The organism is Gilliamella sp. Pra-s52 (assembly GCF_009795805.1).
Taxonomy (GTDB): Bacteria; Pseudomonadota; Gammaproteobacteria; order Enterobacterales; family Orbaceae; genus Gilliamella.
Window position 1 is genome coordinate 69369 of record NZ_WTEY01000001.1, and the last position, 16179, is coordinate 85547.

13 protein-coding genes and 4 tRNA genes are annotated in these 16179 nt (G+C 35.1%); 14 read left to right on the forward strand and 3 right to left on the reverse strand.

Annotation, left to right across the window (positions count from 1 at the left end; translation table 11 throughout):
- Window positions 1-40: 40 nt before the first annotated feature.
- Window positions 41-1255: a pyridoxal phosphate-dependent aminotransferase gene (locus GQ594_RS00355; protein ID WP_160401088.1), complete on the reverse strand. Its 1215-nt coding sequence runs from the start codon at window positions 1253-1255 to the stop codon at window positions 41-43.
- A 127-nt stretch (window positions 1256-1382) separates the two neighbouring features.
- On the opposite strand from GQ594_RS00355, the gene GQ594_RS00360 reads away from it, so the two are divergent.
- The 7 genes from GQ594_RS00360 (at window position 1383) to GQ594_RS00390 (ending at window position 8377) form a co-directional block, all read left to right on the forward strand.
- Window positions 1383-1652, forward strand: a complete 270-nt coding sequence (locus GQ594_RS00360; protein ID WP_160401089.1) for an ACT domain-containing protein — start codon at window positions 1383-1385, stop codon at window positions 1650-1652.
- A 35-nt stretch (window positions 1653-1687) separates the two neighbouring features.
- Window positions 1688-3043: a PFL family protein gene (locus GQ594_RS00365; RefSeq protein WP_160412306.1), complete on the forward strand. Its 1356-nt coding sequence runs from the start codon at window positions 1688-1690 to the stop codon at window positions 3041-3043.
- Between the two features lie 320 nt (window positions 3044-3363).
- Entirely contained in the window at window positions 3364-3840 is a 477-nt protein-coding gene (locus GQ594_RS00370; RefSeq protein WP_160401091.1) for a PTS sugar transporter subunit IIA, read from the forward strand.
- 9 nt (window positions 3841-3849) lie between these two features.
- The gene (locus GQ594_RS00375; RefSeq protein WP_065566501.1) at window positions 3850-4128 is read left to right on the forward strand and encodes a PTS sugar transporter subunit IIB; all 279 of its coding nucleotides are present in this window, start codon (window positions 3850-3852) and stop codon (window positions 4126-4128) included.
- 10 nt (window positions 4129-4138) lie between these two features.
- The gene (locus tag GQ594_RS00380) at window positions 4139-5524 is read left to right on the forward strand and encodes a PTS galactitol transporter subunit IIC (protein WP_160401093.1); all 1386 of its coding nucleotides are present in this window, start codon (window positions 4139-4141) and stop codon (window positions 5522-5524) included.
- Between the two features lie 93 nt (window positions 5525-5617).
- Window positions 5618-7681 carry a BglG family transcription antiterminator gene (locus tag GQ594_RS00385; protein ID WP_160412307.1) on the forward strand — a complete coding sequence of 688 codons (2064 nt, stop codon included), beginning with the start codon at window positions 5618-5620 and terminating at the stop codon, window positions 7679-7681.
- A gap of 27 nt (window positions 7682-7708) precedes the next feature.
- Entirely contained in the window at window positions 7709-8377 is a 669-nt protein-coding gene (locus GQ594_RS00390) for a class II aldolase/adducin family protein (RefSeq protein WP_160412308.1), read from the forward strand.
- Window positions 8378-8482: 105 nt separating this feature from the next.
- On the opposite strand, the gene dhaL is transcribed toward GQ594_RS00390, so the two are convergent.
- The gene (gene dhaL / locus GQ594_RS00395) at window positions 8483-9112 is read right to left on the reverse strand and encodes a dihydroxyacetone kinase subunit DhaL (protein ID WP_160412309.1); all 630 of its coding nucleotides are present in this window, start codon (window positions 9110-9112) and stop codon (window positions 8483-8485) included.
- Between the two features lies 1 nt (window position 9113).
- Entirely contained in the window at window positions 9114-10118 is a 1005-nt protein-coding gene (locus GQ594_RS00400; protein WP_160412311.1) for a dihydroxyacetone kinase subunit DhaK, read from the reverse strand.
- Between the two features lie 288 nt (window positions 10119-10406).
- On the opposite strand from GQ594_RS00400, the gene tcdA reads away from it, so the two are divergent.
- From tcdA to tuf, 7 genes are all read left to right on the forward strand, one after another.
- On the forward strand, window positions 10407-11201 hold the full coding sequence (tcdA, locus tag GQ594_RS00405) for a tRNA cyclic N6-threonylcarbamoyladenosine(37) synthase TcdA (protein ID WP_160412313.1): 795 nt from the start codon (window positions 10407-10409) through the stop codon (window positions 11199-11201).
- Between the two features lie 319 nt (window positions 11202-11520).
- On the forward strand, window positions 11521-14220 hold the full coding sequence (gene adhE, locus GQ594_RS00410; protein WP_160412315.1) for a bifunctional acetaldehyde-CoA/alcohol dehydrogenase: 2700 nt from the start codon (window positions 11521-11523) through the stop codon (window positions 14218-14220).
- A gap of 154 nt (window positions 14221-14374) precedes the next feature.
- A tRNA-Thr gene (locus GQ594_RS00415) sits at window positions 14375-14450 on the forward strand.
- Between the two features lie 32 nt (window positions 14451-14482).
- A tRNA-Tyr gene (locus tag GQ594_RS00420) sits at window positions 14483-14567 on the forward strand.
- A gap of 55 nt (window positions 14568-14622) precedes the next feature.
- Window positions 14623-14697 (forward strand) — tRNA-Gly (locus tag GQ594_RS00425).
- A 3-nt stretch (window positions 14698-14700) separates the two neighbouring features.
- A tRNA-Thr gene (locus GQ594_RS00430) sits at window positions 14701-14776 on the forward strand.
- A gap of 177 nt (window positions 14777-14953) precedes the next feature.
- Window positions 14954-16138 carry an elongation factor Tu gene (gene tuf / locus GQ594_RS00435; RefSeq protein ID WP_160412441.1) on the forward strand — a complete coding sequence of 395 codons (1185 nt, stop codon included), beginning with the start codon at window positions 14954-14956 and terminating at the stop codon, window positions 16136-16138.
- The last annotated feature ends 41 nt before the right edge of the window (window positions 16139-16179 follow it).

Genomic DNA, 16179 nt, shown 5'->3' on the forward strand with positions numbered 1-16179 from the left:
ATAACTAAATTTGGGTAATGGCTTTTTACGGTTAAAAGGTTTATTGTTTATAACTCGATAAAAATTTAGCAAATCGTTCAATAGCATCTTTGAGTTCACCTGTATGAGGTAAAGCAACAATTCTAACATGATCTGGTTTATGCCAGTTAAAACCAGTTCCTTGAACAAGTAGTACTTTTTCTTGTAATAAAAAGTCTAATACTAATTTTTGATCATTATAAATATTAAATTTTTTCTGATCTAATTTTGGAAATAGATATAACGCACCTTGCGGTTTGGTACATGAAACTCCAGGAATATCATTAAGCATTTTCCATGCAGACATGCATTGATCGTACAAACGTCCACCAGGTATGATAAATTCATTAATGCTTTGGTAACCTCCTAGTGCACCTTGAATAGCATGTTGTAATGGCACATTAGCACATAAACGCATGGAAGCAAGCATATTCAACCCCTCAATATAGCCTTTTACATGGTGTTTAGGACCACAAAGTGCCATCCATCCTTGTCTAAATCCTGCTACGCGATACGTCTTTGACAACCCACTCATGGTAATAACAAATAAATCAGGTGCTAATGCTGCAATGGAATGATGCACAGCATCATCATATAGAATTTTGTCGTAAATCTCATCAGCAAAAATGATCAAGTTGTTTTGACGAGCTATTTCTGCGATCTCAAGTAACACTTCTTTACTATAAACAGCCCCCGTTGGGTTATTTGGATTAATAATGACAATACCTTTTGTTTTAGGTGTGATTTTTTGTTTAATATCATCTAAATCTGGCGACCAGTTTGCTTCTTCATCACAAAGATAATGTACCGCATTACCTCCAGACAAGCTAACAGCCGCTGTCCATAATGGATAGTCTGGCATAGGTACCAGTATTTCATCACCAGTGTTAAGTAATGCTTGCATGGACTGAACAATGAGCTCAGATACGCCGTTACCTATATAAATATCTTCAACATCTAAACTTGTGATCCCTCTAGCCTGATAGTGTTGCATAATTGCTTTTCGTGCCGAGTAAAGTCCTTTTGAATCACAATACCCTTGTGATGCTGGTAAATTGCGAATAACATCAACCAATAATTCATCTGGTGCGGCAAAACCGAATGGAGCTGGATTTCCAATATTGAGTTTTAAGATTGTTTGACCTTCTTCTTCTAGTCGTTTTGCATGCTCAAGGATTGGTCCTCGGATGTCATAACAAACATTATCCAATTTGTTGGATTTTTGGAAATTTACCATAATGTCGCTCTTTTTTTGTTTTTACTGAAAAAAATAATCTACTCCTATTTCGATAATTTTTGAAGATGCTATTATGGATAGGGTAATAAATATTATTTAATTGTCTAAATTTTGTGCGGAGAGTGTTATGAAAACCATTTTAACGGTTATTGGTAAAGATCAAACAGGAATTATTGCAGGTATTAGTCAGAAATTATATGAATTAGACATTAATATTTTAGATGTCAGCCAAACTATTATGGATGAATATTTCACGATGATTATGCTACTTGATTTAACCAAAGTTAATATCTCATTTGAAGAAGCAAAAACAGCACTTATTCAAACGGGCGATAAGCTGAAAGTCAAAGTTAATTTACAACGTGAAGAAATTTTTGATGCAATGCATCGTTTATAATTTAATCTTTATACTTTTTAGTAAGGATAATACGAATGGAAACTAAGCAAATCCTCGAAACTATTAAAATGATCGAGGAAGAAAAACTCGATATTCGCACAATAACTATGGGTATTTCATTGCTTGATTGCATTGATAGTGATGGAAAAAAAGCTCGTCAAAAAATCTATAATAAAATTACACATCTTGCTAAAAACCTTGTTACTGTCGGTGACGAAATTGCAGCTGAATTTGGCATTCCAATTATTAACAAACGTATTTCAGTTACCCCTATTTCTTTAATTGCCGGTGCTAGTGATGATAAAGATTATGTTGAATTTGCCAAAACACTTGACGAAGCAGCCAAAGCGGTCGGTGTTAACTTTATTGGTGGTTTTTCGGCATTAGTACAAAAGGGTTACCATAAAGGGGATGATATTTTAATTAAATCAATTCCACAGGCGCTTGCACAAACAGAACGAGTTTGCGCATCGGTCAATGTCGGTTCTACCCAAACTGGTATCAACATGGATGCGGTAAAACAGATGGGGAAAATCATCAAAGAAGCAGCTGAATTAACGGCAGATAACAGTAGTATGGCATGTGCTAAATTAGTGGTGTTTGCTAATGCAGTTGAAGATAACCCTTTTATGGCAGGCGCTTTTCATGGGGTAGGAGAAGCGGATTGTGTTATTAATGTTGGGGTAAGTGGTCCTGGCGTTGTTAAACGTGCTCTTGAAAAAGTTAAAGGGGAACCATTTGATGTTGTTGCTGAAACGATTAAAAAAACAGCGTTTAAAATCACTCGTATGGGACAGTTGGTTGGTAAAGAAGCCTCTGAACGTTTGGGCGTCAAATTTGGTATCGTTGATTTATCATTAGCACCAACTCCAGCAATTGGTGATTCGGTTGCTCATATTCTCGAAGAAATGGGATTACAGTCCGTTGGTACTCATGGTACTACAGCCGCTCTAGCAATGCTTAATGATGCAGTTAAAAAAGGTGGCGTAATGGCCTGCGGTCATGTTGGTGGATTAAGTGGTGCATTTATTCCTGTTTCAGAAGATGCAGGAATGATTGATGCAGTAAATAATGGCGCACTCAATCTTGAAAAACTTGAAGCGATGACCTGTGTTTGCTCGGTTGGGCTTGATATGATAGCGATTCCTGGCGACACAACAGCTGAAACGATTTCTGCGATCATTGCTGATGAAGCAGCAATAGGTGTAATTAATCATAAAACAACTGCTGTTCGCATTATTCCTGCTGTAGGCTTAAATGTTGGAGATAATATTGAATTTGGAGGTCTACTTGGTCACGCGCCAGTTATGCCAGTAAATAAATTTAGTTCATGTGATTTTATTAATCGAGGTGGACGAATTCCAGCTCCAATTCATTCATTTAAAAATTAATGTATTAAATTTTAAATGAAAATATATTTCTTTTATTCCGTCTACATTATTAAAGTAGACGGAATGTCAAAAAACTAATCTTACTGTTATTTTCGTAAATTATCTTTTAGCTCTTACTTAATAGTCTGTTTTTGTTGTTTCAACATAATTGTCCCTGTGATGAGCAATATCATGGATATTATTTGGTATCAAATCTATTCGTTTCTTTTATCTTAATTCCCTAAAATTAATGATATCAAATTAGTGCTGATTTAATTCAGGCAATATCAAATTAGTTATATTGTTATAAATTTGCAGATCACACCATGATGGAGGACGAAATGGGAAATGAATCTAACGACCAAATGTTTTTTGAAAATTTGATCCTTTTAGATAAAAACTTTCAAAATGCTAATCAATTTTTCGATTTTACGTTTCCTATTTTAAAAAGTGGTGGTTATGTTAATCATTCCTTTTTAGATGCAATAAAGCAAAGAGAATCTTTGTTCCCAACCGCACTACCAACAGAACCTTATGTAGTTGCTATGCCCCATACTGATGTTGAGCATGTTATTAGACCCTTTATTTACTTTGCTCGAGCCAAAGGTACGATTCCATGGTGTGAAATGGCAAATAATGACAATGTATTAAGGGCTAACTTTGTTTTTTTACTTGGGTTTAATCAACCGAATGGGCATATTGATTTATTACAAAAATTGATGGCCTGTTTTGTGAATTCGAATTTTTTAGAAGCGCTTTATCACGCAGAAACCGAACGTGAAATTTTTACATTATTGACGTCGAATATCAATTTATAAGGAGGCATTATGAAAAAAGTTATTGTTGCATGTGGCAGCGGAGTGGCTACATCACAAACTGTGGCTAGTAAAGTAACTCGTTTATTAAAAGAACGGAATCTTGATGAGATAAAAGTGGAAGTTGTTGATCTTAAGTCTGTTGATACTCACATTAAAAATAGTGCTGCTTATATAGCGATAACTAAAATTGAAAAACAGTATCCTATTCCCGTTATCAATGGTATTGCATTTTTAACAGGGATAAATATGGAAGCGGAATTACAAAAAATTATCGATGCCTGTAAATAGGAGTACGAATATGGACTTTTTAGGAACAATTATAAATTATATTTTGAATTTAGGTGCCCCTGTTTTTGTACCCTTCATTATGTTAATTGCTGGTTTAATTGTGCGCATGAAATTTAGAGATGGAGCTTCAGCTGCAATTACCTTAGGCGTTGCATTTGTTGGTATGAGTATGCTAATTGGATTTATGGTTGGTGCTATTGGTTCAGCTGCGCAAACAATGATGGAACGAACAGGTATTGAACTTAGTATTGTTGATGGTGGTTGGACTACTATGGCAAATGTATCTTGGGCTTGGCCGTATGCATTTTTAATGTTTCCTTTGCAAGTGGGGGTTAATATTTTGATGTTGGCATTAAAAAAGACTGATACTTTTAATGCTGACTTATGGAATGTGTGGGGGAAAATTTTTACAGCATTTATTGTTGTTGCTGTAGCTACTCCAATTTTAGGTTCTGTTATGGCTTTAGTCGTTGCTTTTATTATTGCTACTTTGCAGATCATATTAGAACTTAATTCCGGTGATATTAATCAACATCGAATTGAAAAATTAACAGGTATTCCAGGTGTAACTTGTACTCATAGAATGTTATTTTTTAGTGCGATTTATTATCCTTTTGATCTCTTACTGCGCAAAATACCTATTTTAAATAAACCAATGGATGCAGCAACATTACGTTCAAAAATTGGAGTTTTTGCTGAAAATCATGTTATTGGTTTTTTATTAGGTGTGACTTTTGGAATTATTGCTGGTTATGATGTTGCAGCTATTTTAATGCTTGGTGTGCAAGCTGCTACTGCTCTTATGTTATTTCCAATGATCTCTAAGCTATTTATGCAAGCACTATCGCCAATTTCTGAGGCAATTAGTGATTATATGAATAAACGTTTTGCTGGTCGTAAATTATTTGTTGGTTTGGATTGGCCATTTATGGGTGGTTCAAGCGAGATTTGGTTTACAGTAATTGTTGCCATTCCTTTTACCTTAATTTGGGCTGTTATTTTACCCGGTAACAAAATTCTACCTTTTGCAGGTATTATTAATGTTGCGCTTATTGTTCCTGCTTATATATTAACTAAAGGAAACACCTTAAGAATGGTGATTTTAGCCATTATTGGTGTGCCATTCTTTTTATTTGTTGGAACACAATTTGCACCGATTATCACCGATTTAGGATTAACCACTAAAGCTATTGATATTCCATCTAATCAGTTAATTTCAAATAGTTCTATTGATGCACCTATTTTTACTTATGCGTTTTCATTTATTTGGCAATGTTTACAAGGCTATTTTGTTCCATTGATTTTTGCTGTTTATTGGTGTGTGGGTTATTTCCTCTATGCTCGTGAACTACGCAAAGAAGTTGCACAAGATATAGTTGAGAAAAATAATGAATAAATGATAGTTAAAGTATTCGTTGAACATAATCTGCAGTAAATCTGATGGTAATGTTTATTACCATCAGACAACGAACAATAAGGTAATTGTTATATGGTTATCGATAAGCGAATTCATGCTGTATTAAAAGCATTAATTCATAATCCAAATATTAGTGGAGTTGAGCTTCAATCTGAATTCGGGTTAACTCGTAAACAACTTAGTTACACCGTTAAAAAAATTAATGATTTTCTTGAATCATCTAACCTTGAATTAATCAGACGATTTAAAACTGGTAAATTTAGTGTTCCCAAATTAGTGATCGAAACATTTAGAGATGAACCAGTATCTCTTGCTATTGGACGTTATATTTATTCTGAAGATGAACGTATTCATTTGCTTCTTTTTTTCTTGTTAATTAGAACAGAAAGGTTGTCATTAATACATCTATCTTCGTCCCTGACTGTCAGCCAGAATACAGTGATAAATGATATTAAAAAAGTGCAGACAATGATTGTCCAATATCATTTACAAATCAACTATGATCGCGAAAATGGTTATCGTATTATCGGTGATGAAATAGACAAACGTTATTTGTTACTAAAATTAATTCGTAGAATTATTAGTATGCCAATAGCTGATAAGATTTTTAGAGAAAATGAGATTATTACCCAAGGGCATTTAGAACAAGTAGGGCAGGTTTTTAGTGAAATAGAAAGAAAATTAAAAATTGTTTTTACTGATGAGCAGTTGCAAGAATTAACCTACTTTATTTGTTTTATATTGCAGCGGATAGAAACAGATAAAAAAATTAAACGTTTACCTGAAAATTATGCTGAGGCAGCAAATAGCCGTGATTTTCAACTATTAAAAAAACTGATTGAAAAATTTGGTATTACTGATCTGAATGAACAAATCTTTTTAATGGTATTAGTGCAAAGTTCTAATATACAAACAATATCTGATAAATATTTTCATTTAGATGCGGTTTTGTTAGAAAGTGTCGTTGAAGTTATTAATAATTTTGAACAGATCAGTTGCATAGCTTTTCAAGATAAAAGCGAACTTATTGAACGTATATATCAGCATTGGAAACCTGCTTATTATCGCATTCGTTATCACATTACCAATATTAATAGTGTATATGGTATCGTATTACAAGAGTTTGGTCATTTACATGAAATGGTTCGAAAAGCAATTTACCCTTTTGAAAAAATTTTACATTGTAATATGCCAGATGAAGAAGTCGCTTTTATTACTGTCTTATTTGGTGGATGGTTAACTCGAGAAGGTTTGATCAATCAAATTAAAACGAAAAAGATAGCTATTTTTGTTTGTGAAAATAGTGCAACTGTTTCAACTTACCTTTACTTAACTTTACAAGTATTACTTCCTGAATTACATTTTTCTGACGCCATGTCTAAACGTGAGTTTGAAAAATATAATCACTATTACGATATTGTTTTTTCTACTTCATATTTATCTACTGATAAATTGTTATTTATTGTCAACTCGTTACTCAATAACTCCCATAAAAATGCTTTTCGTAATCAAGTGATTGGTGCTTTACAAGGTATTGATCCGAGTATAATTCAAGTAGAAGAACTTATATCTATTATTGAAAAATACAGCAATATTAAAGATCAAAAAGAATTACAAAAAGAATTAACAGCATATCTTTATAACGATGAAGTGAATGATAATCCCGTACGAATAACACAACAGGAGGTTCCCTCATTAGCTGACTTAATGCAAAAAGAACACATCAATATTACAGAAAAGGTTGATATAGCATGGCAAGAAGCATTGGCATTAGCTGCTCAACCTCTGTTAAATAACCAAGCCATAGAAAGTTATTATCTTGAAAGAATGATTAATAAAATCCAATTCGAACAACCTTATATTATGTTGGTTAATGGATTAATTATTGCTCATGCTGGTATTGATGATGGTGTGAATAAAGTTTCAATGTCTCTACTTAAGTTATCTGAAAAAATCAATATTTGTGGTTATATGAAAGCTGATTTAATTGTTGTTTTAGCAACAAATAATCCACAAAAACATCTTAAAGCTCTTGCTCAATTAAATGAATTATTAGAATTAAATGACGGCGCAACTCGCATAAGAAATGCTAAAAATAGCAATGAAATCTGGGAATTGTTTGCCAATTATCAATGAAATATCTTGTGAAAATAGGAGTTGAAAATGTTAGAGATACAAAAACAATATGTTGTCGATATGGCTAAAAGGTCGAGTGAGTGGGGATTGTGTAAACATAAAGCTGGTAATTCTAGTGTTCGCGATAAAGAAACAGGATATGTGCTTGTTACTCCAACAACAATTGATAAAAAATTGTTAACAATTCGAGATATTGTTGTGATGGATCTTGAAGCAAATGTTATTGAAGCTGATTCTGGATTGAGACCAACGAGTGAATGTTTAATGCATCTTGAGATTTATAAAGCTCGCCCTGATATTTTTGCTATTTCGCATACTCATTCTATTTTTGCAACTTCATTTGCCGTATTAGCCAGACCTATTCCAGCGGTTGTTTATGAATGTGCCATTCTTAATTTAAAAGATGGTGTTATTCCTGTTGCACCTTATGGACGACCAGGAACTCCAGAACTTTCAAATAGCGTTATAGAACCTATAAAACGAGCTGATGCAATTTTGATGGAAAAACATGGCGCAATTGCTGTAGATAAAGACCCTTATGAAGCTGTATTAAAGGCTGCTTATATTGAAGAAATGGCTGAAATTTACTATCACGCTCTGCTTATTAATGGTGGTAAAGATCCTGGAGGATTCCCTTCACAGGAGTTACAAAGTTGGGCATATCCTTCGCAAATTAAGTTTAAAAATAATTTTTAGTTTATTAATTTTAATACGTTAACTAAAAAATAGTGAGAAAGGAAGGTTTTATTTTATCGATATCTTTATAATAAATCCGCCGATATTATCGGCGGATTTATTATTTTATTGGATTTGAATATACTCATTCATAAATTTCAAAATATACGCCATTGAAACAGAACCAGGATCCATATGGCCAATTGCTCGTTCACCTAAATTTTTAGCTCGACCAAATACAGCGATCATTTGTTTCGTTTTTTCTGCTCCTTCCATAGCAGATTGTGCTATTTTAGGTAGTGCATCTTTTAATTTCAAAGTAGTTAATCTGCTTGCCGTTGTTGCACTAGCTGCTAAGGCATCAACCATAGTTTTATCTCCAGGTTTAGCGTTTCCTCGTTGATAGACAGCTTGCCAACCCTCATTAAGTAGTGTTGATAGTGCGCTTGAATCAAATTCTGTGATTCCAGTAATACTTTTTCCTCCTGCTCTAAATAAAGTACCAAAAATTGCTCCTGAGGCTCCCCCCATACTTGTCATTAATTTTGTGCCAATTTGAATAAAAAAGTCACCTATATTTGTTTGTTGAAATCTTTCATCTTGTAGTAACACAATGATAGCTGCAAACCCTCGCTTCATACCGATGCCGTGGTCACCGTCCCCCACAATTTGATCTAAAGATGTTAATGTTGGTTCACTTTCAATCATTTTTTCGGCTGTGAATAACATCATTTTGCGAACTTGTGATAAATTCATTTTAATTTCTCCATCCTAGTGTTTTGCAAGGTAAATCATAAAGATATTGTAGTTCTTCATCTAACTTCATCAAGGTGATTGAAAAGCCTGACATTTCAAGCGATGTACAAAAATGACCAACAACGACATCGTGGCTGATTATGCCTCGAGTATCAAGTTCAATACCTACTTTACGCGTTATGATGAGCAGTTCCGTGTTACTAAGTGTTCCTAAATTATTAATCAACACACACACTCGGTCATTCTTTTTAAAAGGTAAATCATCACAAAGGCGATTTATCATATCCTTGACAACCTCATCTGATGATGTCATTTCTTGTCGACGTAATCCTGCTTCACCATGAATACCGATGCCAATTTCAATTTCGTTATCTTTTAACTCAAAATTAAATTTATTCGACTGAGGTAATGCACATCCATCTAGGGCTACACCTATAGTTCGAACGTTGTTATTGGCTTTTGATACTACTTGATAAAGATTATCAAGATCGTATTTTTCAAATTGTGCCGCAGCGCCTGCAATTTTGTATAAAAACATAATACCCGCAACACCACGGCGATCTGAAATTTTTGATAATGGAGCTGAAGCAATATCATCCGTAGCACGAATTGTTTTAGTAGTAATATTGTTTTCAGCTAATATTTCGGCTGAAATATCAAAATTCATTCCATCCCCAGAGTAGTTGCCATATAAAAATAGTACACCTTTCCCTTTTTCTATAGTTTTAGTTACTTCAATAATTTGATCTGGTGATGGTGATGTGAATACTTCACCGAGTGCACAGCCATCAATACCTCCTTTACCAATAAATCCAGCAAAGGTTGGTTCATGACCACTACCACCTCCTGAAACAATAACAACTTGATCGCTTGCAATATGGCTGCCATAAACGGCACAATGTTCTGGAATTGCAGTTAATTTTCCCTGATAGGCATAAATCAACCCCTGCATAACTTCTTGTCTTACATTATTTGGATCATTGAGTAGTTTTTTTGGTTTACGCATTCATTATTCCCTCTTAAGTAATCGTAGTTAACAATGTTTATTGTAGGAAAAAGTAATAATTCAAACGAATACAATTAATGACAAATAATATCCTACTGATTGCTCATCATCGGGATGATATTGTTGATCTTTATAAGAGTTATGAATTTAGTTTTTTTATTTGTGAAAGGTATAATGTTATCTAATATTTATAGATAAATTGTTTAAATAAAGGATAATACGGTTATAATTTGTAAAAAAGTTTCAGGAGAGTAGGTGTTTTAGTATAAACACTATTATAAATTATCAATGAATAAAGAATCTTATTTTCAACGTTTTAGTGGTATAGCTAGGCTTTATGGTGAGTCGGCTTTACAGAGTTTTTCACAAGCACATATTTGTGTAATAGGTATTGGTGGTGTAGGTTCTTGGGTCGCAGAATCGCTGGCGCGGAGCGGTATTGGTCAAATTACCTTAATTGATATGGATGATGTGTGCATAACCAATACGAATCGTCAAATTCATGCGTTACAATCTAATATAGGTAAATCTAAAACCTCGGTTATGGCTGAGCGAATTGTAGAAATTAATCCTGAATGCATTGTGAATGAAATTGATAATTTCATTAATGCTAATAATGTCAGTGAGTATTTAGGAACAAAAACGTCACCACGTTATGATTATATTATCGATGCTATTGATAGTGTTCGTGATAAAGCAGCAATTCTTGCTTATTGTAAGCGACAAAAGTTAAAAATTATTACCATTGGTGGGGCTGGTGGGCAAAAAGATCCTACACAAATTAAAATTGCCGATTTAGCTAAAACAATTCAAGATCCATTGGCTGCAAAATTACGAGAAAAACTAAAACATGATTATAAATTAAACAAAGATAGTAAAGGTAAATATGCTATTCCTTGTGTATTTTCGACTGAACAACTAACTTATCCTTCCCAAAATGGATTAGTTTGCGTTTCAAAAAGAGATGCTAACGGGCCTAAAAAAATGGATTGTGAATCAGGGTTTGGTGCTATTACTACGGTTACAGCGACCTTTGGTTTTGTTGCTGTAAGCTATGTGTTAAGTAAATTGTCTAAAGTTTAAATATAGACCGAATGAATAAACGTAAATCAAGCCGTTGAAAGGCTTGATTGGGCTTTTTAACATTAAATCACTCTTAATGATTATTATCTAATCTATCTTTAAAGTAGTATTAATTTTCTATCAAAAAAATCTATCCTTAAATTTTTCTTATCAAAATTACCATATAACATTTGTTTTTTGTGCAATATCTTATTGTATAAATTAAAAAACTGATTTACGATAACGTCAATTTCGTTTTGTTATTATGCTTAAGCATTAAATAGTTTCAAGGAAGACGCCAAACGATCCAGATTTATTTTTTAATTTCAAGGAGAAATCTATGGCAGTAACTAACATAAATGAGTTAAATGAGTTAATGGCTCGAGTCAAAAAAGCACAAGAAACATACTCAACTTATACTCAAGAACAAGTCGACAAAATTTTTGTGGCAGCCGCAACAGCCGCAGCTGCAGCACGCATTCCACTAGCTCAACAAGCTGTTGCTGAGTCAGGAATGGGGATTGTCGAAGATAAAGTTATAAAAAACCTTTTTGCCGCTGAGTACATTTTAAATAAATATCGTCATGATAAGACTTGTGGTGTTGTAGCTGAAAATGAACCATTTGGCACAATAACATTGGCTGAACCACTAGGTATTATTTGTGGTATTGTTCCAACAACCAATCCAACTTCCACTGCAATCTTTAAATCTTTAATTAGTCTAAAAACGCGTAACGCGATTGTCTTTTCTCCACATCCTAGAGCTAAAAAATCAACAATTGAAGCTGCTCGTATTGTTTTAAATGCGGCGATTAAAGCTGGAGCTCCAAAAGATATTATTGGTTGGATTGACGAACCCTCTATCGAATTATCAAATGCACTAATGCATCATGATGATGTTGCAGCTATTTTAGCTACAGGCGGTCCAGGCATGGTTAAGGCTGCTTACAGTTCAGGGAAACCAGCACTAGGTGTAGGGGCTGGTAATACGCCTGTTATTATTGATGAAACTGCTGATTTAAAACGTGCTGTTGCTTCTGTATTAATGTCTAAAACATTTGATAACGGTATGATTTGTGCATCAGAACAAGCCATTGTTGTGGTTGATTCGGTTTATGATGAAGTGCGTCGTTTATTAACACAATACGGTGCTTATGTTTTAAATGCTAAAGAAACTAAAGCAGTACAAGGTATTATCTTAAATGAAAAAGGTGCCTTGAATGCTAATATTGTTGGTCAACCAGCAACTAAAATTGCCGAAATGGCAGGTATTAAAGTACCAGCAGATGCAAAAGTATTAGTAGGCGAGGTTTCTAAAGTTGATCTATCAGAACCATTTGCTCACGAAAAATTATCTCCAACACTTGCCATGTTTAAAGCTAAAGACTTTAACGAAGCAGTAGAAAAAGCAGAAAAATTGGTCGAAATGGGCGGTATGGGGCATACTTCTGTGCTTTACACAGATCAAGATAGTAACCGTGATCGTGTGACTTATTTTGGCAGTAAAATGAAAACCTGCCGTATTTTAATCAATCAACCGGCTGCTCATGGTGGTATTGGTGATTTATATAATTTTGATTTAGCGCCGTCTTTAACACTAGGATGTGGTTCTTGGGGTGGTAACTCGGTATCTGAAAATGTCGGTCCGAAACACTTAATCAACAAGAAAACAATCGCTAAGAGAGCAGAAAATATGTTATGGCACAAATTACCAAGTTCTATCTATTTTAAACGTGGTTCACTTCCAATTGCTTTAAATGAAGTTATTGAACAAGGCGCAAAACGCGTATTTTTGGTAACGGATAAGTTCTTATTTAATAATGGTTACTCAAAACAAATTACCGACCAATTAGAAGCTCAAGGTGTTATTTGTGAAACTTTCTTTGATGTAGAAGCTGATCCAACGCTAAGTGTGGTTCATAAAGGTACGGATTCAATGCGATCATTCCAACCAGATACTATCATTGCCTTAGGTGGTGGTTCTCCAATGGATGCCGCGAAAATCATGTGGGTTTTATATGAACATCCTGAAACAAAATTCGAAGAATTAGCATTACGCTTTATGGATATTCGTAAACGTGCTTGTCATTTCCCTAATATGGGACAAAAAGCAAAACTTATTTGTGTAACAACAACGTCAGGTACAGGTTCTGAAGTAACGCCATTTGCTGTTGTAACTGACGATGCAACAGGACAAAAATACCCATTAGCTGACTATGCGATTACACCACACATGGCGATTGTTGATGCTAACTTAGTTATGAATATGCCACGCTCACTTTGTGCAGCTGGTGGTTATGATGCAGTAACACATGCTTTAGAAGCTTATGTGTCGGTGATGGCAAGTGAGTTTTCCGATGGACAAGCATTACAAGCATTAAGTCTATTAAAAACCTACTTACCGACAAGTTATAAAGAAGGGGCTAAAAACCCTGTAGCACGCGAAAAAGTGCATAGTGCTGCAACATTAGCGGGTGTATCATTTGCTCAAGCGTTCTTAGGTGTTTGTCACTCAATGGCTCATAAAATTGGTGCGGCATTCCATATTCCTCATGGTGTTGCTAATGCAATGTTGATTAGTAATGTTGTGCGTTTTAACGCAACTGACAAACCAACTAAACAAGGTACATTTAGCCAATATGGTTACCCTAAAGCGGTTGCTCGTTATGCTGAAATTGCGGATCACTTAGGTTTAACAGCAGCTACGGATAAAGATGAGAAGAAAGTTGAAAAGCTAATCGGTTGGTTAGATCAGCTTAGAAAAGATCTTGATATTCCTTTCTCAATTAAAGAGTTTGGTATTGATGAAAAAACTTTCTTAGCACAAGTTGATCAACTTGCAATTGATGCATTTGACGATCAATGTACTGGTGCAAATCCACGTTATCCGTTAATTGCTGAGCTAAAACAAATTTTGCTTGATACTTACTATGGACGTGCATATAAGGATAATGGCAATATTAGTGAAGATGTTGCTATTCATACAGAAGCAAAAGGAGTAGCTACAACAACTAAGAAAAAAGCAACCAAAAAGAATTAATATAAATTAATTATTATTGATTAAATAAAATCCTGAAATAGTCTATATTTCAGGATTTTTTTATGTTTTTGATTTTTTTTTAATCAAACAAAATAAAATTTGTTTTTTTTGCTTGCAAGGATAAATGTTCTAGTTCATAATGCGCAGCACTTAGGCCGGCTTAGCTCAGTAGGTAGAGCAACTGACTTGTAATCAGTAGGTCACCAGTTCGATTCCGGTAGCCGGCACCATTTTCCTAAGTAAACAGTTTATAAAGATTCGGGGTGGGGTTCCCGAGCGGCCAAAGGGAGCAGACTGTAAATCTGCCGTGTCACACTTCGAAGGTTCGAATCCTTCCCCCACCACCATCATCTAATATTAGCAATAGCTAATTGAAGCATTTAGGTAGCCGAGTTTGAACATGCGGGCATCGTATAATGGCTATTACCTCAGCCTTCCAAGCTGATGATGCGGGTTCGATTCCCGCTGCCCGCTCCAATTGCTGATATAGCTCAGTTGGTAGAGCGCACCCTTGGTAAGGGTGAGGTCGGCAGTTCAAATCTGCCTATCAGCACCATTCTTGTTAATTTCCTAAACTTCTAAAAATATCGAATTTGACTGCTTTATAGCTTGTCACTCGATAGCTTTATCTGTTATCATTCAGAGCTAATTTAAAATTAGTATTATATTAAATATGATACTTGGTTAATGTGGTGATTCACCACCGATTTGTATTACATTTGAGGGACGATAAATGTCTAAAGAAAAATTTGAACGTACAAAACCCCACGTTAACGTTGGTACAATCGGCCACGTTGACCATGGTAAAACAACTTTAACTGCTGCAATTACTTCTGTACTTGCTAAAAAATTTGGTGGTCAAGCTCGTGCATTCGATCAAATCGATAACGCACCAGAAGAAAAAGCACGTGGTATCACCATCAACACTTCACACGTTGAATACGACACACCAACTCGCCACTACGCGCACGTAGACTGCCCAGGCCATGCTGACTATGTTAAAAACATGATTACTGGTGCGGCGCAAATGGACGGTGCTATCTTAGTAGTAGCAGCAACTGATGGTCCTATGCCACAAACTCGTGAGCACATCCTTTTAGGTCGTCAAGTAGGTGTTCCTTACATCATCGTATTCTTAAACAAATGTGATATGGTTGATGACGAAGAGTTATTAGAATTAGTTGAAATGGAAGTACGTGAACTTCTATCTCAATACGATTTCCCAGGTGACGACACGCCAGTAATTCGTGGTTCAGCGCTTAAAGCGTTAGAAGGCGAAGCAGCATGGGAAGACAAAATTGTTGAATTAGCAGAAGCATTAGATACATACATTCCAGAACCAGAGCGTGATATCGACAAACCATTCCTATTACCAATTGAAGACGTATTCTCAATTTCAGGTCGTGGTACAGTAGTAACGGGTCGTGTTGAACGTGGTATCATCAAAGTTGGTGAAGAAGTTGAAATCGTTGGTATCAAACCAACTACAAAAACAACTTGTACTGGTGTTGAAATGTTCCGTAAATTACTTGACGAAGGTCGTGCGGGTGAAAACGTTGGTGTATTACTACGTGGTACAAAACGTGAAGAAATCGAACGTGGTCAAGTACTTGCAAAACCAGGTTCAATCACTCCACATACTGATTTCGAATCAGAAGTGTATATCTTAAGTAAAGATGAAGGTGGTCGTCACACTCCATTCTTCAAAGGTTACCGTCCACAGTTCTACTTCCGTACAACTGACGTAACTGGTACTATCGAATTACCAGAAGGCGTAGAAATGGTAATGCCTGGTGATAACATCAAAATGACAGTATCATTAATTCACCCAATCGCGATGGCAGAAGGTTTACGTTTTGCGATTCGTGAAGGTGGTCGTACTGTTGGTGCTGGTGTGGTTGCTAAAGTTATTAAATAATTTAGTTAAGCCTTAGTGGCAATAGAAAGGGTGTCAGTCGA